General features: G+C 46.5%; 13 protein-coding genes. 3 read left to right on the top strand and 10 right to left on the bottom strand.

All coding sequences use genetic code 11. From position 1 onward, the window contains the following. Positions 1-92: 92 nt before the first annotated feature. Positions 93-1,595: an NB-ARC domain-containing protein gene (locus tag QT990_RS17630; protein ID WP_333465562.1), complete on the bottom strand. Its 1,503-nt coding sequence runs from the start codon at positions 1,593-1,595 to the stop codon at positions 93-95. A gap of 132 nt (positions 1,596-1,727) precedes the next feature. Here QT990_RS17630 and QT990_RS17625 point away from each other — a divergent pair, with 132 nt between their 5' ends. Then, on the top strand, positions 1,728-3,977 hold the full coding sequence (locus QT990_RS17625) for a dynamin family protein (RefSeq protein WP_333465561.1): 2,250 nt from the start codon (positions 1,728-1,730) through the stop codon (positions 3,975-3,977). Positions 3,978-4,126: 149 nt separating this feature from the next. Here QT990_RS17625 and QT990_RS17620 read toward each other — a convergent pair whose 3' ends face one another. The 6 genes from QT990_RS17620 to QT990_RS17595 form a co-directional block, all read right to left on the bottom strand. Then, positions 4,127-4,876, bottom strand: coding sequence for a Uma2 family endonuclease (locus QT990_RS17620; protein WP_333465560.1), 750 nt, complete (start codon positions 4,874-4,876; stop codon positions 4,127-4,129). A gap of 147 nt (positions 4,877-5,023) precedes the next feature. Further along, a complete protein-coding gene (locus QT990_RS17615) occupies positions 5,024-5,968 on the bottom strand; it encodes a GDP-L-fucose synthase (RefSeq protein ID WP_333465559.1) in 945 nt (314 codons plus the stop codon). A gap of 570 nt (positions 5,969-6,538) precedes the next feature. Next, positions 6,539-7,570: a GDP-mannose 4,6-dehydratase gene (gmd, locus tag QT990_RS17610; RefSeq protein ID WP_333147114.1), complete on the bottom strand. Its 1,032-nt coding sequence runs from the start codon at positions 7,568-7,570 to the stop codon at positions 6,539-6,541. Between the two features lie 445 nt (positions 7,571-8,015). Beyond that, complete coding sequence (locus QT990_RS17605; protein ID WP_333054666.1) at positions 8,016-8,747, bottom strand: sugar transferase; 732 nt, start codon at positions 8,745-8,747, stop codon at positions 8,016-8,018. Between the two features lie 243 nt (positions 8,748-8,990). After that, positions 8,991-10,157, bottom strand: coding sequence for a glycosyltransferase (locus QT990_RS17600; protein ID WP_333409324.1), 1,167 nt, complete (start codon positions 10,155-10,157; stop codon positions 8,991-8,993). Further along, on the bottom strand, positions 10,154-10,321 hold the full coding sequence (locus tag QT990_RS17595; protein ID WP_333465558.1) for a hypothetical protein: 168 nt from the start codon (positions 10,319-10,321) through the stop codon (positions 10,154-10,156). Before QT990_RS17595 ends, QT990_RS17600 begins: the two co-directional genes overlap by 4 nt. A gap of 262 nt (positions 10,322-10,583) precedes the next feature. Between QT990_RS17595 and QT990_RS17590 the strand changes: the two genes are divergently transcribed. Further along, positions 10,584-12,641, top strand: coding sequence for an iron uptake porin (locus QT990_RS17590; protein ID WP_445305441.1), 2,058 nt, complete (start codon positions 10,584-10,586; stop codon positions 12,639-12,641). Positions 12,642-13,115: 474 nt separating this feature from the next. Here the strand turns inward: QT990_RS17590 and QT990_RS17585 are convergent, their stop codons facing one another. Both QT990_RS17585 and QT990_RS17580 read right to left on the bottom strand, forming a co-directional pair. Continuing rightward, on the bottom strand, positions 13,116-14,879 hold the full coding sequence (locus QT990_RS17585) for an NFACT RNA binding domain-containing protein (RefSeq protein WP_333147124.1): 1,764 nt from the start codon (positions 14,877-14,879) through the stop codon (positions 13,116-13,118). Between the two features lie 909 nt (positions 14,880-15,788). After that, positions 15,789-17,342: an NAD(P)/FAD-dependent oxidoreductase gene (locus QT990_RS17580; RefSeq protein WP_333147126.1), complete on the bottom strand. Its 1,554-nt coding sequence runs from the start codon at positions 17,340-17,342 to the stop codon at positions 15,789-15,791. Between the two features lie 66 nt (positions 17,343-17,408). On the opposite strand from QT990_RS17580, the gene QT990_RS17575 reads away from it, so the two are divergent. Continuing rightward, positions 17,409-17,996, top strand: a complete 588-nt coding sequence (locus QT990_RS17575; protein ID WP_333147120.1) for a hypothetical protein — start codon at positions 17,409-17,411, stop codon at positions 17,994-17,996. Positions 17,997-18,265: 269 nt separating this feature from the next. Here QT990_RS17575 and QT990_RS17570 read toward each other — a convergent pair whose 3' ends face one another. Next, complete coding sequence (locus QT990_RS17570; RefSeq protein WP_333301125.1) at positions 18,266-20,722, bottom strand: CHAT domain-containing tetratricopeptide repeat protein; 2,457 nt, start codon at positions 20,720-20,722, stop codon at positions 18,266-18,268. Positions 20,723-20,912 lie beyond the last annotated feature (190 nt).

Below are 20,912 nucleotides of genomic sequence, written 5' to 3'. Positions count from 1 at the left end.
CACATTCTGTAGTCGGTTTTAACCGACTTTAGCTTTGAGGCAGGGGTTTCAACCCCTGCCGGACTGTCGGACTGTCGCACTGTCGGAAAGTATCAACAAACTGGATTGGATATTACATATTGTCTCACCACAGGACAAACGCTGAATAGCGTTTCATTCTCCCGTTCTTCTATTTCAACTAACGATCGCCTCCCCAAAGATTGCAGCCCGTTGAATAACTCGGAGGGCGATAAATCGGCATCTTGTAGCAATTGCTCTATTGAAACTGAATTTGCTTCGCGGCTGAGGCGGCAGATTAGTTTTTTTTCTAATTCTGACAAACGATTTATCTGCGGGTGCAATGTTGCTGCCAATTCTTCCCCTAAGAAGAGCATATCATATTTCAAAAATTCTGCAACCCTACCTCGGAATATTTCTTGAATAGTGGTGGCGACTATTTTCAACCACAATGGATTGCCTCGGTAGGTGTTAATTAGGTTTTCCCATGTTTCGGGATTGAGTAAACTTTTTTGTCGGCAAATTTCGGCTGCTGCTGCACCTATGCCTTTGAGTTGCAAGGCGCGAACTGGTGATTTTTCTCCTTTTAAGGCGGTAATTTCTCTGGGTGGTTCCCAACTATTGAGGATTAAACAACTGTTGTGGGTTGTTTCTCCGATTTGTCTGAAGAAGATGCTATAATTTTCGCATTCTGGGCGGTAATTTCCTGCTAATTGTCCGCTGCTGAGAATGGTTTGTACGTCGTCGAAGATGATGAGAAAGCGGTTTTTTCGCAGATATTCCATTAACAGGGAAAGTCGATCGGGGATACTGGTAGGGAGTTCGATTTCGGGTTTATTTAAGAGAAATTCTAGAAGATTTTTTAGGGTACTTTCTAACGGTGGGGAGTGGCGGAGACTTCGCCAGATGACGTATTGAAAGTTATGCTGAATTTTTTGGATGAGGTGGAGGGAAAGTGTGGTTTTGCCGATGCCGCTGAGTCCTGATATTGCTGCGATGTTGCAATTTTCTTGGACGATCGATGTTTCTAGGGTGGCGAGTTCGGATGTGCGTGAAGCGAAGCTATCGCCATCAGGCGAATCGCACAATAATGAAATATGAGGTGCGTCGGCTAAGTCTAGTCTGGTTTGGGGTTGGGAGGCGTCTGAGGTGGGGGTTGAGGGCGATCGGGTTTTTAGAATTTCTGGAGATTGACTATCCTTACAGACATTGACATTACCAATAAAAAAATCGTTTCCCGAATTTGATGAAATGATGAATAATTGTCGTCTCTCAAGTGTCGAGTGTAAATTCGATGGAGTAATTTCTTCACCCAATACATTTGATAAACGCTTCCATAATTTTGAAGCTACATTCCTGACGTGACCTTCGCTACAATGGGATACTTCTGCGATTTGAGAGTATTTTTTACCTTCCCATACACCCCCCAGGATAGCTTCTTGCAAATCCTCCAAATGTTCTCCCGTCTTAGCGAAAACCAGGTCATCGGCAAATCTCAAGACTTCTTTAACGTCCATCGGTCGGGTAGTTGTGACGGTTTTGGTTATTTTAGCATATATTTTCTGACATTTTCTGACATATCTGACCAATTCTGACATTTTCTGACAGATACCTCGTCTCAATTGCTGATAAAATTTGACATTTTATTACTCCGATAAATTCATAATTAGAAGATAATTATAAAAAACAAATAACTTCCTGTGGGTTAAACTAGCGAGTAGGAGAATGCTATGAACATTAATTTTCGACGCTATCGCGAACCGAAAGGTATAAGTCAAGAAGCAGTTGCCAGTAGGCTCGGAATCTCCGCCGATCAGGTTAGACATTATGAGCAGTTCCCTGCAAAAGTTCCGATGGGAATGGCAGTGAAATGGCTTCAAATATTAGGTGTTGACATTGCAACTGCCATGTCAGAGGAAATACATCCACTCCCAGGAATTGAACCACGCAGTCCCTACGCTGAACTTTATCGCCGGCTAAATTTACTTAATCAGTATATCGATAAAAATTCTTTTTTTTCTGGGCTGGAATTGCCAACCGATCTACCTAGACCTAACGATCTGCAAGGACAAATTAACCAGTATTACCAAAAACCAAATGTTGTCTTGACAGGAGCATTTGACTCTGGCAAATCCTATCTTGCTAATACTCTTTTAGGCAAAAAAATATTGCCAACAGGCTATCAGCCTGCAACAAGAGTCATTACCATTGTTTGTCATGTGGAAACTCGCCCCGAATGGTTTGATGGAAACGTGGGAATTATTGATGAGAAATTTTGGCAAGATGAAAACGGCAAGCTAAATTTTAACTTCCTATATTTAGAGGATCGGGAACGTTGTCAGAAGCATTTTTTGCAATTCGGCTCCTTTGACCTGCTAGAAAGATATGGCGTACACCAATATGATGACTCTGACGACAGCAATGACGGCGGACATACAGCTATAGTTTATGTAGATGCTCCTTTGTTAAGAGCGTGTAACCTGATTGACCTTCCCGGTTACTCTGATAAACAAGATGAAGTATCAAAGGATGTTGAGAAAGCGAAGAGTGCCACCCAGATTGCTAATGTCTTGCTTTATGCTTCTCCTGCCAAGGGTCACATCAATGGTCAAGATATGGAGCGACTTCGGAATTTACTGCGTTTGCTGCCGGCCCCAGAGAATGAATGCAAGGACTTTCCGAGGCTAGGCAATTTCTTTATTGTAGCGACACAGGCAGATCCCAGTATCCCTGACGATGAGCTGCCCAAAATCCTCAATAAAGCTTCAGCAAGGCTGTATAAAGAACTTGATGAAACTGCTATAGAGTTTCGTCGGAAGCTAACAAAGCAGGATATTACCAAGGAAGATGTGCAAAAGCGTTTCTTCACTTTCTGGTCAGAAAGGCCGGATCGCTGTCAGCGTCTCTTTGATGATTTAACCCAACTACTTCGCGAGACTCTTCCTAAAACAGTCATCTGTCGTGTCGATCGCGAAATTAATGCGGTCAAATATGACAATAAACAAGAATACGCTAACTCGATTGAGCAATATCAAACAACAATTGCCAAAATAGACGAGTATCGAAAAGAGCTTGAGAAAGCGGAGAAGAATGAACCTGAACGTCAGCGACAAATGTGGCAAAAACGCAGTGAAGTGAGCAAATGCATTAATGATTTAGAAAAAGATACTCGCAAATCATTTCAGACCTATGCGGAAAAACAGATTGATGTAGATTCCATAGAAAAAATGATTAGCCAGAGATACGACAAAAAGAAAGAGGCTCAAGAATACGCTCCCGGTTATTTAGTCGATCTGCTGCAAACTCATGTAGAAAATCGAATTAGTGTCAATTCTGAAAAACTCAAGGCTGAGATTGACGCTTTTCTGGAAAAATACCCAGTGCCTAAACTTCCCAACAAAGATGGAATAGTAGTATCTATTCCCTTCGATACAAAAGGAGCTTTTCTTGGTGGGATAGCAGGTTTAGGTGCTTATGGTGCTTTAGCCGCTTGGGCAGCCAGTCTTGGCAACCTTGGCGGCTATATCTTAGTAGGGAAATTAGTCAGTCTTTTGTCAGCACTTTTTGGTGCTACTACCGGTGGCACGGCAGCAGTAATTTCTTTCGTAAGTGCGATTGGTGGCCCAATAGTTCTAGGGATCGGTTTAGCTGCTGGATTTGCTTCTTTGGTGTGGAATTTATTTGGGGAAGCTTGGCAGAAGCGGTTAGCAAAAGAAATTCACAAACACTTAACAAAACAGGGTGTTGTTAATAAATTCCTAGCAGGAATCGACCAGTATTGGCAAGAGACAGCCACAGCCTTTGATCAAGGTGCCGACGCAGTTGAAGCAAAATGCAAACAGTATCTCAAGCATCTGCACGAAATTACTTCAACTGATACCCAGTCAAAAGAACGAATTGAACAGATTATCATAAATCTGGAGAAACTCAGGGTTTTTTTCGCCAACATTCCTTGGGATACCCAGGGAGAATGTTTGTAAAAAAAACCAGCGGTTCTCGTGGCAAACAACCCAAACCCAATAAAACGAGGTATTGAACGGGTAGTTTTAACTAGGCGATGGCCATTGTTTAAATCACATCCCCAAGTGCGATCGCCCTTCCTTAACTGAGGCGCGATCGCACTTTCCATTTATCCCCTAGAGCGCAGTTCATCACTATCTGCTTCTGAATCTTCCTTAGTAAAGATTACATCCTCATAGATAGCATCAATACCTGTGCGAAAATTTACGCTAGCCAAGTGAATTTCGCTGCCTTGAGTATAGGAATACAAAACCCACAACCCTTCAGCATTACGGCGAAAACACTCTACCCGCTCACGTTTTTGGCTAATTAACACATACTCTTGCAGCGTTTCTAATTCTTGATAGTCAGCAAATTTATCGCCCCGATCGAATCCTTCCGTACCGTTAGACAACACCTCGACAATTAAACAAGGATATCTTTTAAAAGATTGAGATGATTTGTCCCGTTCGTCGCACGTTACCATCACGTCAGGATAGTAGTAAATATTCTTCGATTCAATCCTGGCTTTCATGTCGGACATATAAACGCGACAGCCACTACCCCGCACGTGATTTCTCAAAAGTGCAAATAAGTTGCCGGCAACTGTCACATGAGCATCACTTGCACCTGCCATTGCATAGGTTTCGCCCTGAATATACTCGTGTTTGAGCGGACTGAGTTCTTCTAACTTCAGATACTCTTCCGGCGAGATATAATTGTGGGTGCGATCGGCAATCATTGGCTTTCCCAAATTTCTGTTTTCGATGATTTCAGTCGAGGTATTTGTATTATAGCAGTTTTCACTCGGATGAAATACAGGACACAGCAGTAGGGACACGGCACTGCTGCCGACTATTGTCAGTGAATTATCACCCAAATTTGTATAATTTCTTAGTGCCAAAAGGCGGACTGGTTTGTGTAGGATAGCTGGCCACCGCCGAATATTATAAATGAGGTTTCTCACCCGCATTTAGTATTATTCCTAAAAAAACCCGGTTTATTCAAGAAACCGGGTTTTTCACACTTACGCTGCGTGTTTTCGATACCACTCAATCGTATTTTTTAACCCTTCCTTAAACTTCACCTCCGCAACAAAACCAAACTTTTCCTTAGCCCTTTGGGTATCCAAACAGCGGCGCGGCTGACCGTTCGGTTTGTCTGTTTCCCAAACAATTTCTCCTTCAAATCCCATCAATTCGCAAATCGTTTCCACTAAATCGCGAATTTTAACTTCGCTATTCGTTCCCAAATTAACGGGGTCAGATTCACTGTAATCTTGCGTTGCCATCACAATTCCCCGCGCGGCATCTGTGGAATACAAAAACTCGCGGCTAGGGCTGCCGTCGCCCCAAACTGGCAGTGTTTTGTCTCCCCTTTCTTGGGCTTCGTGGACTTTGCGAATTAATGCGGGGATGACGTGGGAACTTTTCGGGTCAAAGTTATCTTCCGGGCCGTACAAATTTACTGGTAGCAAGTAGATACCGTTGAATCCGTACTGCTGGCGGTAGGATTGCAGTTGCACTAATAAAGCTTTTTTGGCAATTCCGTAAGGGGCGTTAGTTACCTCTGGATAGCCGTTCCAGAGGTCATCTTCTTTGAAAGGAACTGGGGTCAAGTTGGGATAAGCGCAAATGGTGCCGACGCAGACAAATTTTTCGACTCCTGCTTCGTAGGCGGCGTGGATTAGTTGCGCGCCCATCATCAAATTGTCGTAAAATAATTCAGCGGGTTTGACTAGGTTTAAACCGATGCCGCCGACGTGGGCGGCGAGGTGAATGATGATATCTTGTTGGTCGGCGGCGCGCTTGCAGTTTTCCATAACGCGGAGGTCGCAGTCGCGCGATCGAGTTACTGAAATTTTATCAGCATCGGCCCCTGCTTTCACTAGCTGGTCGATTACCTGACGGCCCAAGAAACCGGCGCCGCCCGTGACTAGAATGCGTTTGTTGCTTAAATCCAAGCTGGTCATAATTTTAGCCTCGGGATTTTGAATAAAGGTCGATCGACAATTTCAATTCTAAAATTGTTGCTTTAGCAAAAAAAGCTTTCAGCTACAGGACGAGGTTGCCCACAAATCTGTTTTAGCTGCGGCAGATAGGGACTGGTCCGTGCACACCCGAAAGTTAGATTTATTAGTAGCGAGTCCTCAACTATCATTTTAATGTTTTTATTAGCCCGCACCTCCGAAAATTTTGGGAGCAATTAAGCGGGTTCTTTGAATGCCGATCGCGCTAATATAGCGGTTCTCAAGCGTGGTGAGGTATGGGGGCTAGTCCTATGCCCTATGCCCTATGCCCTATGCCCTATGCCCTATGCCCTATGCCCTATGCCCTATGCCCTATGCCCTATACCCTATGCCCTATGCCCTATGCCCGCCAGAGCACCTCATGTTACTGAGAAAGGCTATAGCTGTAACAACCCTCTCATCAGTTGTGAAGTGTTTGCAGGGGCAATCCTCCGGGGCGCGCCTTTCGCCAAAGGGGTAGACACGGGGCCCTACCCCTACAAATTGTTCGCACTGACGGCTTGATTTAGCGACTTAATCAAATCCGTTGCCCGAACCCCGACCTTGCTCGTCTAAAGCTTTCATGTCAGCATCTACCATTAAATGTACTAACTCCTGAAAAGTTACAGAAGGTTCCCAATCTAATTGCTGGCGCGCCTTAGTCGAATCGCCTATCAACAGTTCGACTTCTGCAGGACGCAAGTAGCGTTCGTCAAACTCCACATATTTTTGCCAATCTAAATTGACGTAAGTAAAAGCCAAATCGAGAAATTCCTTAATGGAATGGGTCTCGTTGGTAGCAATGACATAATCGTCAGGCTTGTCTTGTTGCAGCATCAGCCACATCGCCCGCACGTAGTCTTTAGCATAGCCCCAGTCCCGCTTGGAATCGAGATTGCCCAAGTAAATCTTTTTCTGCTTGCCGGCGACTATTCTGGCCACGGCGCGAGTAATTTTGCGAGTTACAAAAGTTTCGCCACGGCGGGGAGATTCGTGATTGAACAAGATGCCGTTGCAGGCAAAAAGTCCGTAAGATTCGCGATAATTTATTGTTTGCCAGTGACCGTAAACTTTGGCGCAGGCGTAAGGACTTCTGGGATAAAAAGGAGTTGTTTCCTTCTGCGGAACTTCCTGTACCAAACCAAACATTTCCGAAGAACCTGCTTGATAGAACCGCACTTCTATGCCGGTGCGGTGCTGATAGTCCCGAATTGCTTCTAGCAGCCGCAATACTCCCATCCCTACTGTGTCCACCGTATATTCCGGCGAGTCAAAACTGACTCGAACGTGAGATTGAGCCCCTAAGTTATAAATTTCTACCGGCTGAACTTCTTCCAATATCCGGCGCAGAGTGGTGCCGTCCGTCAAGTCGCCGTAGTGTAGAAACAGGCGCGCACCCTCGCTGTGAGGATCGACATAGATGTGGTCAATTCGATCGGTATTGAAACTAGAACTGCGCCGGATAATGCCGTGAACTTCATATCCTTTCTCTAACAGTAATTCGCTCAAGTAGGAGCCGTCTTGACCTGTAATACCTGTTATTAGCGCTCGCTTGCGTTGCGTCATCTGATTTTCCTTTGACAGGCTGTGTTAATTCACAATAAATTTTTTGGCAGAGGCTGTTGCTCCCTGCCGGCCGTATTCTCAAACTGCTTTATAAAACTTACTCAAACTTAACTTTAGTTACCTAAAGCCAGTTGAAGTTTACTTCCTACGCTGTTGGGTAGTGGGCTATCCCAAGATAAGTAGGCTATCCCCCTTAAGCCAAAGGTTATAGAGTTAAGTTTAACACCTAAACCTAAAGTAGTCTCTCTAGAAGAACTGATCTTTCTAGATGAAGAAGAGGTAGGTTTATTTAAGTATTTGCCCCTTTAGTTAAGCACACAATTATTCGATCGGCATCCAGGAACTGTTTAGTTTTGACAAAGAGTTTGTCGCTGATTGTCAGTAGTCAGCATCAGTGGTCAGTAACAAATAAAACTAACTACCGATTGCTGACTGCGGACAAAAATTAGTATGCGCCGTTATTTTTGGGAAAAATCACAACTCCAATTGTTTTGAAAACAATCCACATATCCATCCAAAGGTTTTTGTCATTTGCGTAATAGAGGTCGATTTGGACTCGGCGGGGATAGGGAATGTCGTTGCGACCGGACACTTGCCACAAGCCTGTAATTCCAGGTCTTATGGTGAGAATTTTGTTGATGTGATTGCCGTATCTCGGCAGTTCTTCTTCAACTAAAGGTCTCGGCCCGACGACGCTCATATCTCCTTTTAAAACATTCCAAAACTGGGGAAACTCGTCTAAACTGGTCATTCGTAAAAATCTTCCAATCCAGGTAATTCGAGGGTCTTGTTTCAGCTTGAAATTGTCCTCAAACTCTTGACGCAAATGCGGAGAATTTTCCATGATTTCCAGCAATATATCGTCCGCATTTTCCACCATCGTTCTGAATTTCAGGCAATAAAACCTTTTACGGTTTTTGCCTACTCGTTCCTGTACGTAAAAAATAGGGCCGGGCGAGCTTAAGGCGATTAAGAAAGCCAAAAGCAGGTAAACCGGAGCAAACAGGATCAGAACCGATAAGGAAAACAGGATGTCAAATAACCGCTTGAAAAGTTCTCCGTCGAGGCTCTGTAGAGAACGACTTATGCGTCTATCTCCTTGCAGGACAGACCCAAAACCGCGTCTTGCGATCGCTCGAATTACCTTGCCGGAGATTAGTTGGCTGTCGGCAGTCATCTTACTCCTTCACTTCACACCACACACAGTCCTGATCATAAAGCCTCAAGACGCTTTGTTCTCTCAATTATGTTGCCAATACTCAATTTTCTGCCTTCAGAAGGCTTCAAAAGGCAGAAGGAAGAAGGAAGAGGGCTTCTCAACGCACCAGGAAGAAGGCACAAGGCACCGATGCAGAGGTCTTCTGAAGGCACTTATACAAAGGCAGAAGGAAGATTGTCCCGCTATCGGGTTCTGGCACCCTCAAGCCCCAGACTCGGTAAAATCACGGGATTGAAATTCCTGATAGCAGCGTTCCACAAAAGCTAGATAGCGCTGCCCAAAGACATCGGGGGCAAACTGTTCAGCGCGCAACCTGCTGATTTCTGGCTCAAATTTGCCTTGCAACTGCTCAAATTCCTCGACAGCTTCGACTAATGCGGCTGCGGTTTGGGAGGAAAAAAATAAACCAGTCCCAGTCTCTGGGTGTTGGCGAATGTCGAGCACTGTCTCCAAAGCGCCCCCTGCTGCATAGGAAATTACCGGTGTTCCGCAAGCTTGAGCCTCTACCAAAGCTATGCCAAAATCTTCGCAAGCTGCATAGACAAAGGCTTTCGCCTCTGCCATGTATTTTTCAACGATGGAGGCGGGCTGCCAGCCGAGCACTTGCACGTTGGGTTTGGCGATTTGCCGAATCATTTCTAATTCTGGCCCGGTGCCGATGACAATGAGAGTATGCCCTAGTTGATTGAATGCTTGGACGATCGCACTTACGTTTTTGTAACTTACCAACCGACAAACTGTGACGTAAAAGTCTTGTTTTTGCCGCATCAAGGAAAATCGCTCGATATTTACCGGCGGATAAATCACCTGGGCCCGCCGCCGGTAGCACCGCCAAATTCGGCGCGCAGTGTGTTGAGAGTTAGCGATGAAATAATCAACGCGATTGGCGGAAATTACGTCCCACTGCCGCAGTCGATGCAACAAATATCGCGTCAGCAGACCCTGGATGCCCCGTCCGGCTTTGCTGCTACGCAAATAGTCAAAAGTTAAGTCCCAAGCGTAGCGCATGGGCGTGTGGCAGTAGCAGACGTGCATTTGCTGGGGACTGCTGAGGATGCCTTTGGCGACGGCATGGGATGAGGAGAGGATGATGTCGTATTCTCGCAGATCTAGTTGTTCGATCGCGATCGGCAGAAATGGCAAATATTTTTGCACGCCGCTGCGGGCCTTGGGAAAGTGCTGCAAAAAAGTTGTGCCAATCTGTCGTCCGAAAAGATAGCTTTCGGGATTGGTTGATTCAAAGTCGATGAGGGCATAGACATCTGCCTCGTCTACGTGTTTGAGGATTTCCTGTACTACGAGTTCTGAACCGCCAGTAGCTAAGGGCGTCAACCATTCGTGAACTAGGGCGTATTTGAGTTTTTTCACTTGTATTTGTAGCCGATCGAACGATGTGTTAGCGCCAGTTCTGTCAATATTAATCTTACTGAGGGCTCACTTACGCCATATCGGGGCATCAACCAGGTTTCTAGGTAGGTATCTTCAAACTGAGATGTTGCACCATTCTCAATTACTTGTTTAGGAACAGGCATCTTGCCTGTTCCACAAAGAGTGAATTTTCTTGTGGAACAGGCAAGATGCCTGTTAAGCGAGAATGGTGCAAGATGTGAGTCAAACCAAGGATTTTCGGAATAAACGGGCTTTTTGTGAAATCAGCCACAGCAAAACTGCACTCTCCGGCAGTGATTTCCCAGATTGTTGACAATAAATACTATTAGGCTCAATACTAAAGGTGATTTGCGATCGGCTAAATCTTCGGAACGGGCGATCGGCTCAATGTGGTGTGAGGAAAAAATGTCCAAATTTTTGTGGAAGGGACTTTTAGTTAGTCCCGCTGTATTGGCAGCAAGTTTAGTCGTATCTTCGACAGCCCTAGCAGCAGAGCAACCTCTAGAAATTGGCGCTGCAGCTCCAGCTAATCTGCAATTAGCAGGTGCTGCAACCGAGGTGGCAAAGCCTGAGACGGCCGAACCCCTGTCAGTAGCTCGCCAATCAACTATTGAAACTATTGAGAAAGAAAGTGCGAACCTCTACGAGGGCTTCACTAACGATTTGAGTGCGCCAGTTGCCGAACAGGCAAAAGCACCGGAAAACGCAGTTGCAGCAGATTTAAGCGAAACCCAACCCGCAGTCGCGCCCGCAAACTTAAGTCCCGAACAACCCGTCGCGGAGCAAATCCCCGCAGTCGCGCCCGCAAACTTAAGCGAAACCCAACCCGCCGCCCCACTGGCTAATTTAAAGGCGGAAGAGCCGATTGCCCAATCGACTCATCCAAGTGCCCAACCTCCAGCACAGTCAAATGTTTTAGAACAAATCAACGAATACAGCACAGAAGGCAGTAGCAGCGAAAATGCGGCCGGCCAAGTAACATCTGTGTCGCAACTTTCCGACGTTCGGCCCACAGATTGGGCGTTCCAAGCTTTGCAGTCTCTAGTAGAGCGCTACGGCTGCATAGCTGGCTATCCTGACGGCACTTTTCGCGGCAACCGGGCGATGACTCGCTACGAGTTTGCCGCAGGTTTAAATGCGTGTTTGGATAAAGTTAGCGAGCTGATTCAAGGCGGTTCGAGAAATCTGGCGACGCGAGAAGATTTGGCTTCTGTGCAAAGGCTGCAAGAAGAATTTGCGGCGGAATTGGCAACCTTGCGCGGCCGCGTCGATGCTTTGGAAGCGCGCGCCTCTGAATTAGAAGCAAATCAGTTTTCAACTACGACTAAACTCAACGGCGAAGTGATATTTGGTTTGGCGGGTATCGCTAGGGGAGAGGATGCTGAGGGCCGCGAAGCTGATAAAACCACCGCTTTTGGCAGCAGGGTTCGGATCAATTTCGACACGAGTTTCTCTGGCGAAGATTTGCTGAGAACTCGATTGCAAGTTTTAAATTTGGGTTCTTTTTCTACTAATAATACCAAAACCGCTGAAGGGGAATTGCGGTTTAATGCTGGGCCTTTTGGCGAGGCTAGCAATACTGTAGGTTTAGATGCGCTGCTTTACCAATTCCCTCTCGGCAAAAGCACGACTGTAATTCTCGAAGCTAATGCCGGCGCTGCTGACGATTTTACCAACACTGTCAACCCTTACTTTGACGGAGACGGCAGCTATGGTGCTCTTTCTAACTTCGGTACTCGCAACCCAATTTACTATTTGACTGGTGGTTCTGGCATCGCTCTGCGACATCAGTTTGGGGAAAAACTGGAGCTGAGTTTGGGATATTTAGCCGGCAACGCCGCGAACCCGACGCGGGGAAATGGTTTGTTCAACGGTTCTTACGGCGGTTTGGCTCAGTTGACTTTTAAACCGAACGAGAACATGGCTTTAGGTTTAACTTACGTTAATTCCTACAACTTTGTTACTGGTACCGGCAGCAATGCTTCTAATTTCCCGGCGCGTCTCGGTTCCTTCGGGCTCGACAGCGATAGCAATCTGCCAGTTTCTAGCAATTCCTACGGCGCGCAAGCTTCGTGGCGGTTGAACCGGGGATTTGCAATTGGCGGTTGGGCGGGTTACACTAATCAGCGCATTTTATCGAACTTGGCTACTCCTACGGGTTCTGTGCAGCGGGGGGATCAAAAAATCTGGAACTGGGCAGTTACTTTGGCTTTTCCCGATTTGTTGAAAGAAGGAAATGTGGCGGGGATTGTGGTAGGTATGGAACCGCGGGTGACGAGTTCTACTAATCGGACTTTGCCGGAAGATAAGGATACTTCGCTGCACGTTGAAGGTTTTTATCAGTTTAAGTTGAGCGACAATATTTCTATCACTCCTGGCCTGATTTGGCTGACTGCTCCTGACCACAATAAGAATAATTCTGATTTGGTGATTGGGGTGGTCAGAACGACGTTTACTTTCTAAGAGCAGCCCTTGGGGATTTTAGATTTTAGATTTTAGATTTTAGATTGGCAGTTTTAATCTAAAATCTAAAATCGCCAATCTAAAATTGTCCGAGGTGGGGTTTAATGTTTAAACAGAAACGACCAGCTTTAGCTAAAGCTGGTCTGCACAAATAGTTAAATCCGTTGTGTTCCCACAGTGTTTTTCTCACAGTGAGGAAACCCAAGTTGCACGTTTCTTTGCAGCGGGTTCTTAAAGAAATATCATCTCTCTTAAGTGGTATTATAACAACAAAATTTAATTTTGTGTAATAAAACTTTACATTACAGACGGATTTTAATTTTGAGGGGACGATCGCACTCTCGGTCACTTTGTATAATCCAACAAGGCTTCAAAAACCCGGTTTCTGCGTAGGTTTATCGGTTCCCAACAGGTTATTTTGCCGAAAAACGAGGTTTCGATTGCCGATCGCCCCTTCTACTCACTTTGTATAAACTATGCCGGAGCTTGCTGCGGTCTGCCCCAGACAATTCGCTCCTGCTTGTATACAACCATACCCGGTTTCGCGCCTTTCGGCTTGTATACATATTTCGGTTCTGTATAAACCACGGGGACTTGTTCGCTGTGGCGGGCGCGACTGTAGTAAGCAGTCATGTCGGCGGCAAATTGCAAATCGGTTTCTTCAGCCACAGTACCGGGTTTGAGACGCAGCAAAGCGTGACTTCCGGGAATCTCTAGGGTGTGGAACCACAAGTCGTAGTCGTTGGCGGTGCGAAAAGTGAGTTGGTCGTTTTGGCGATTGTTGCGCCCGATTAATAATTCAAAGCCGCTGGGGGTTTGGTAGCGGTGAAATTCGATCGCAGCATTTTTGTCGGTACTGCGATAATCTGGTACATCTAGATATTTTTGCTGGATCAGTTCTTCGCGGATTTCGGCGAGGGTTTGCAAATCTTGGGTGTTGCGGTAGGTTTCCAATACCGAAAGTGCGACTTCAACTTGTTCTAAATAGTCGATTTCTTCCTGTACGGCGGCTAACAAAGGTTCTACTGCAATGCGAGCTCTTTTAAGTTTTTGGTGTTTTTTGTAGAGGGCTTGAGCGTTTTGAACGGCGTTTTTTTCCGGGTTTAGGGAAATAATAACTGGTTTTTCGGTTTCAAAGTCGGGGAGAGAAATCGATTTCATTCCTGGTTCCCAATGCTGCAAATTTGCCATCAGCAAGTCGGCTTGGGATTTGTGGGTGTCTGCGTCTGCGGATTGCTGCAAGCGTTCTTTAAATGTGTTGGCTTTGAGGCGCAGTTTTGCGAGGACGTTGTTGAGTTTTTGGGTAAGCTGATGCCGCAGTTGGGCGAATACTTCTTGATTGATTTCGCCTGTGTAGTAGCTGTTAAGTATTTCTTGAACGGAAGAGATGGAAGAATCAGAGGGCGGGCACGGGGGCACCGCCCCTACATTGTGATTTTCTGGTGCGGGCCAATCGATGACGGTGTAGCCTTCGGGGGTAAAACTTGGGTGAAATTTGGAGTTTTCTAGGCATTGCAGCCAGTATAGCCAGCGCTGGAATAGTTGCTGCCATTCGTCGGGATTGAGGCTGTCGGTGGATTGTTCGGGGTCTAAAGAAGCCGATCGAATCATTGACAAAACTAAGGCTTTACTCATCCCTCGGTAATTCTTCAACAGATTGCCCTTTAATTGTCCAGGAACCAGGCTAATTCGTGATTGCCAGCGGTTTTGAGATTCGCTCAGACTAGGCACTGCATCGGTCAAAGACGGGGGCATTTCGTAGGGTTGACCGGTTTGGATGGGACGGACGGTGGACTGTTTGGCGCTGACTTGGTGGGCGCAGGTGACAACGAGGTTGTCTTGGGCGGTGAGGATGACGTTGCTGTACTTGCCCATGATTTCGGCGTACAAGTGCCAGAGGGCTGGTTCTCCGGGGCGTTTGGCGAATTGCAAGTCGATGACTCTTTCCCAGGATGAAACAGGGGCGATGGAAACTAAGGCTAAACCGCTGAGTTGGTGCCGCAGTTGTTCGCTGAAGGTGAAGGTGTCGGGAATGCGGGGCGGGGGGTCGCCGACGCAGATGCGGGCGGCCACAGGATGCCAGGAAAGGTCAATCCAGCCACGTCCTTTCATGGTGCGGAGGGCTAGGGACACGGTGAATCGATCGCGCTGGTAGACTTGTTCTAAGCGCGCTGGCAGCCATTGGGCTCGCAGTTCGCTGCAAGCTGCGATTAAAGTTGTAAAGTCTACGGGTTGCACGGTGGCCTCTTTGCGATCGAAGTATCTATTTCTATGCTGACAGATATCGGTCACATTTTACTAACTATACCCTTTCTCAGTAACATGAGGTGGACGCTTGGTAAGCGGGCATAGGGCATCGGGCATCGGGCATCGGGCATAGGGCATAGGGCATACCTCACCAAGATTGAGAACGGCTGTATATAAATTATTGTTTACTCTTGCTTCGCGTCCTTCGCTATGAAAGCGCTTCCATAATTCCGTTAAGAAATAATATCTATTACGGTTGCATTGGAATGATTAAACCGCAGAGAACGCAGAGAACGCAGAGGAAGAGAACAGAGAGATGAATACAGGACGATGAAGGGCGGATTTGATATAACAAATAACTAATAAACATCTGCTAAAAAGCAGGTTTTGAACAGGCAGGATGCCTGTTCCACAATAATTATGGGAGATGTCTAATAATATCACTTCCGGCTGCGGCGAAATGATATCATTAGTCATTAGTCATTAGTCATTAGTCATTAGTCATTAGTCATTAGTCATTAGTCATTAGTCATTAGTCATTAGTCACTAGTCATTAGTCAACAAGCATTCCGGTGCAATCGGAATCGATATAGCGGTTCTCAAGCGTTGTGAGGTATGGGGCGAATCCTAAGCTGTCGCGCCTTTAAATTGCATATTCAGGGCGGGCGGGACGCCCAACCCCTACTCCCCACAAGAGTTAGATTGTTTTTTGACAGACAATTTAAATGCAGAACAGCTTATGCCCAATGCCCCATGCCCTGTTTGGCCAATGCCCCATGCCCTGTTTGGCCAATGCCCAATGCCCTGTTTGGCCAATGCCCAATGCCCTGTTTGGCCAATGCCCAATGCCCTGTTTGGCCGCGAGAGCACCTCATGTTACTGAGAAAGGCTATATAACAACTAACTAATAACTTCCCGAATCAATTCTAAATGTTTGTACAAAGGTGCGATCGTATTGGCGGCGATCGCACCGCTAGCAGCAACAGCGGGCAAACCAATTCCCGGAAACGTCGAATCTCCGCAGCAAAACAGCCCCGCTAAAGGTGTTGTCGGCCCGGGAAACAAGCCACTACCAGCCCGAATTCCGGGCCCGTAGGAACCGCGATGGCGCCGCAAAAATCGTTCGTGGGTTAGGGGTGTCCCAACTAAGGCGACTTCTGCGCGCGATCGAATATTGGGGATAATTCTCTCTAAGGCGAACCACATTACCTCGGCGCGCGCTTGTTTTTGCAGCTTGTACTCTTCGCTGGTGCGATCGAGCTTTTGCCACAAATCGTAAGGCTCGTTTCCGGGGGTATATGCGTGAATGACGTGCTTTCCCGGAGGCGCGAGGTCGGGGTCGAGCAGGGAGGGAATCGAGACGAGAACGACGTTCTGAGGGGCCGAAACGCCCATTTCCCAGTCTTTGACGAAGATGTAGTGACAAGCCAAGTCCGATCGCACTCCGGCAGCATCAATTCCCAGATGCAGGTGCATGAAGCTGTCGCACTCGGGCGTGGCCTGCCTCTGTTGCCGAAACCTTTGCGGGACAGAGGTTTCAGGCAACAGTTTCAGGGTATCCCAAACGGAAGCGTTGGAGACGACGGCTTTGTGCGATCGAATAATTTTGCCCGATCGCAGCCGCACGCCCGCAGCCCGGTTGTTTTCCACCAAAACTTCTGCAACGTGGGAATTTAGCAGCAACTGCCCTCCGTGGCGCTCTAAACCGCGTACCAGGGCATTTACCAAAGCTGCACTACCGCCGATCGGATAGTCCAAAACTGCATTGGGGCGATACCAGTCGGCGAACATGAAAGCGACTTCGGCTGCGATCGTTCCGTCGGCGGGAAGTCCAGACAGCAGGAAACACAACAAATTCAGCCAATTTCGGACAAACGGATCTTTGACATTTTTGTCCATTATTTTGCTGAAAGGGCCTGCAAGTGCGATCGCCTCGCCAGCACTTTGCAGGAAAGCCGGCGCAAATTGGCCGAGGGTAAAAACAGCGCCCAAATCGAAGCGCAAAGCCAGGGAGGGCAAGGCTATGGCAGCTTTGGCGTAGGGTTCCATGATGCGCTGGAGTTGCTGCCATTCGGCGACTGCTGCCGCGCCGCGCAGTCGTGCGAGCACTTCGCTAAATTGACTCGCACCGACGGATGTGTCGAAATCGCCTTCTGGCAAACAGCAACCCCAGGTATCGTAGGTGATGCAGGGGAGTTTTTCGCCGATCGCATCCAAAACTTGCCGCAGCGGATTGGCTGACGGGCTGTAGGATAATCCTGAGTACAGGGAGGGCCCGGAGTCGAAGCTAAATCCGTCGCGTTCAAAACCGTGTGCGGCCCCGCCCGCGATCGAATGGCTTTCGCAAACCACAACCTCAAAGCCATAGCGGGCAAGCATTGCAGCGCAAGTCAAGCCGCCTATTCCGCTGCCGATGACGATGATTTCTGTGTCTGTGGGGGCGATCGGAACCATGTTTTTCTCCGCTACATCAGTTAATATTATCTCTGTTACCAACAATAAAACTGGTTTGTATATTAAATGGAAAATATATCTATTCTAGAACAAGCCGCTAAATCTAATTCTAAACCATCTTCTAACGCCGTAGTTGCCGCCCTCCTAGAAGCTGAGAAAAGCGCGAAAAAAACCAAAATTCGCTATTCTTTCGAGCAATTAATCGGCAAGTGGCAACTCTGCTTTATCACCGGCACCAAAAAGACTCGACAAAAAGCGGGGATTGTCTTGGGTGCGGGACGTTATATCCCTGAGTGGATTGCGAAAATTCAAATTGCTTATTTGCCCGAACCTGTGGCTGAAGGGGAAGCGCCTAGCGAAACCGGCAGGGTGGAGAATTCGGTGCAAGTTGGGGCGATCAAACTAACTCTTTCGGGGCCGACTAAGTTTTTGGTTAATAAAAATATTTTAGCTTTTGATTTTACCAGAATTACGGTGAAATTGTTGGGTAAAACTGTGTATCAAGGATTTATTCGCGGTGGAGAAGCGCGGGAGGCGGAATTTTTTAGTTTGAGTGTGGGGAAGCAGGCATTTTTTGCATATTTTCTGGTAGAAGATGGGATAATTGCGGCTAGGGGAAGGGGCGGCGGCTTGGCTTTGTGGGGGAGAGTTTAGCTGGGAATGTGCGATCGGGGGACAACAGTATTTATTCTGTATCTCTCGTTTGTATCGAAGTCTAGATCCCCCTAAATCCCCCTTAAGAAGGGGGACTTTGAATGCTCTTATCCCTTAAGAAGGGGGACTTTGAATGCTCTTATCCCTTAAGAAGGGGGACTTTGAATGCTCTTGTCCCCCCCTTCTTAAGGGGGGCTAGGGGGGATCAGTTTTAATCCCCGCCGGACTGCGGATTTGACCTGGTTGTTGACAACAATCTACTACCCATTCTACCGCGCATCGCCAATTAAAATAAACGGCGACCAATAAAACGGATGGCGAGCAATTTGACTCAACTTAGCTTGCCGCAAAGCTTCATTTTTACTCATCCCTCTATTGATATTTTGATAAAATTCAACCATCAAATCTTTAGTAGCTGAATCATCAACACTCCACAAACTCGCCATCACCGCTTGTGCGCCCGCACGCTCAAATACATAGGCAACTCCCGATATTTCTTCACCGTTAGAATTCGCTTGCATAGCAGTTTGACACGCGCTTAAGGTGAGGAGTCTGGTGTTTTGCAATCCTAATAACGCCGCATCGCGAATATTGAATTGGCTGTCAGCAAATAGCAGTGTATTTTCCTCCATGCCCAATTGTTGACAGCCTCCCTGTTGGAAACAGCCGTGAGTTGCTAGGTGTAAAAAAGGAAAGCGGGGTGCTTGAGTTTTGAATTGGTCGAGGGTGGCGGCATTGCCGATATAGGCGGAACTTCCGGGGAATAATTGAGCGATATTTCTAACTTCTTCTTCTGTACCAGCTAAATTTTGCGGAACACGGGGGATGGGATTTCCTAATGCTAACACTCCGCCTTGTAATGTCGAATAGGGAATTGAACTTGTGGAAATGCGAGTGAGATAGTTGACCGGATATTTCTGGATGAGGAATTCATCAGTTTGTTCGTCATACAGCGTTTCAAAGGGGATGTAGCGCAGTTTTCCCGTAGCGATGATGCTCAATTGTTTGGCGGAAGTAGCTTTAATTTGGTCTTCGATCGGACGAATCAGGATGTCGTAGAGTTTGCTGCCAGTTACGATGAAGTTAGTGTCGCCAGTATTTTGCAGTTGTTCGCGGTATTGAGTGAGGAGTTTGTCGAACTCTGCGGGGTCTATCGGAATCTTTTTAACGCTTAAACTGTCTTTTGTCAAGACAAATAGGGCGACGGTGTTGGGGACATTTGTCAGCAAGACGGGTTGAATGACAACGGTATCTGGTGCGATACTTGCTTTCAGTTGGGCGATGTCTTTGGGTGTGGTTTCAAAGAGTTCGGCGACTTCTGGGAAGTCTTGGCGGATTTCTTCTGCTGTGCGGTAGACTTCTGTTTCTAAATCCCGCATTTGTCGGGAGAGATTTTCTGAGAATTTGTCTTGGAGTTGGCGGCGGAGGAATTGGAGTTGTTGATTTTTGTGATTCCATTCATCAATGGCTTTTTGTGTTTGGGGGTTGGCTACTTTGGCGTCAATTAAGCGGGTGTAGTCGGCGAGATCGACTGTGGTGGCGATGTTGACCCATTGGAAAGCGCGATCGGCTTGGTTTTGGTCGATGAGGAGGGATGTGAGGGCGATCGCTGTTCCGTCCTTAGCCTCTAGAAACTTGTGCCGATTTTCTCGCTGTAAACCACTCCGTATTTCTAAGGTAATTGTGAGGGATTGCTCCCAAATTTCGATAGCATCAGTGGGTTTATTAGTATCTTGGTAGACAAAACCGATATTACTCAAAATAGCAGCAAGGTTTGCGCGATCGCCCACTTCCCGCGCAATCAGTAAAGCTTGGTTATAGTATTTCAATGCCTCTTGGGGTTGGGAAATGCTGTCGTAGATCCTACCAATATTATTCAAAGTAGCAGCAAGGTTTGCGCGATCGCCCACTTTCCGTACAATCGGTAAAGCTTGGTTATAGTATTTTAATGCTTCTTGTGGTTGGGAAATGTTGTTGTAGACTAAACCGATATTATTCAAAGTACGAGCTTCCACAAAGTGATTGTCCACTTCCCGCGTAATTGGCAAAGCTTGGTTATAGTATTTCAATGCTTCTTGGGGTTGGGAAATGTTGTTGTAGACTGCACCGATATTATTCAAAGTAGTAGATTCCAGCGTGCGATCGCCCACTTCCCGCGCAATCGGTAAAGCTTGGTTATAGTATTTCAATGCCTTTTGTGGTTGGGAAATGCTGTCGTAGACTAAACCGATATTATTCAAAGTAGTAGATTCCAACGTGCGATCTTTTACTTCCCGCTTAATTGGTAAAGCTTGATTATAGTATTTCAATGCTTCTTGCGGCTGGGAAATACTCTCGTACACTGCACCAATATTATTCAAAGTAACAGATTCCCCCGCGCGATCTGCCACTTCCTGTCTAATTGGTAAAGCTTGGTTAAAGTATTTCAATGCCTCTTGTGGTTGGGATATGCTATAGTAGTTAAAACCAATCTCATTGAGTGCTATAGCTTCAATTTCTCTGTATTTAAATTCTCGCACAATGGCTAGAATATGCTGCAACGTTTGTATTGCTTGTTGCCTTTGTCCTTGCCTTTCCTGTTGCTTTGCTTGCTGTATGAGTTGCTCTAATTTTTCAACCGGCAAATCTTGACTTTGCCCCCAACTAGGTTGAACCATCAGGGGCAGAGTCAGAGGAGTCAGACACACACCCAAAACCAAAACACTGCTGAAAATTCGTTTCATCATTTTCATAATTTACCAAATTCGATTAATAGAATAGGCATCAAACGCAGAATCTTTACTTAATATAGGTATCCCTTCCACCATTGCTTGTGCGATGAACAAGCAATATTCAGACATAAGCTGTTGCACATTTAAACTGTGATACAATCATTACCCTTATTTTTGATTTTGCGACCCCATTTAATTATTAATT

The sequence above is a fragment of the Microcoleus sp. T3_B1 genome (assembly GCF_036700445.1).
Classification (GTDB): domain Bacteria; phylum Cyanobacteriota; class Cyanobacteriia; order Cyanobacteriales; family Microcoleaceae; genus Microcoleus.
The sequence above is the reverse complement of the archived record's forward strand: the minus strand, read 5'-3'. Positions and strand labels throughout refer to the sequence as shown.

Coding starts and splice junctions, on each gene's coding strand:
- QT990_RS17630 (WP_333465562.1), bottom strand. CDS start 1,595: ATGTCAGAATTGGTCAGATATGTCAGAAAATGTCAGAAAATATATGCT.
- QT990_RS17625 (WP_333465561.1), top strand. CDS start 1,728: ATGAACATTAATTTTCGACGCTATCGCGAACCGAAAGGTATAAGTCAA.
- QT990_RS17615 (WP_333465559.1), bottom strand. CDS start 5,968: ATGACCAGCTTGGATTTAAGCAACAAACGCATTCTAGTCACGGGCGGC.
- gmd (WP_333147114.1), bottom strand. CDS start 7,570: ATGACGCAACGCAAGCGAGCGCTAATAACAGGTATTACAGGTCAAGAC.
- QT990_RS17605 (WP_333054666.1), bottom strand. CDS start 8,747: ATGACTGCCGACAGCCAACTAATCTCCGGCAAGGTAATTCGAGCGATC.
- QT990_RS17595 (WP_333465558.1), bottom strand. CDS start 10,321: ATGCCTGTTCCTAAACAAGTAATTGAGAATGGTGCAACATCTCAGTTT.
- QT990_RS17590 (WP_445305441.1), top strand. CDS start 10,584: ATGTCCAAATTTTTGTGGAAGGGACTTTTAGTTAGTCCCGCTGTATTG.
- QT990_RS17580 (WP_333147126.1), bottom strand. CDS start 17,342: ATGGTTCCGATCGCCCCCACAGACACAGAAATCATCGTCATCGGCAGC.
- QT990_RS17575 (WP_333147120.1), top strand. CDS start 17,409: ATGGAAAATATATCTATTCTAGAACAAGCCGCTAAATCTAATTCTAAA.
- QT990_RS17570 (WP_333301125.1), bottom strand. CDS start 20,722: ATGATGAAACGAATTTTCAGCAGTGTTTTGGTTTTGGGTGTGTGTCTG.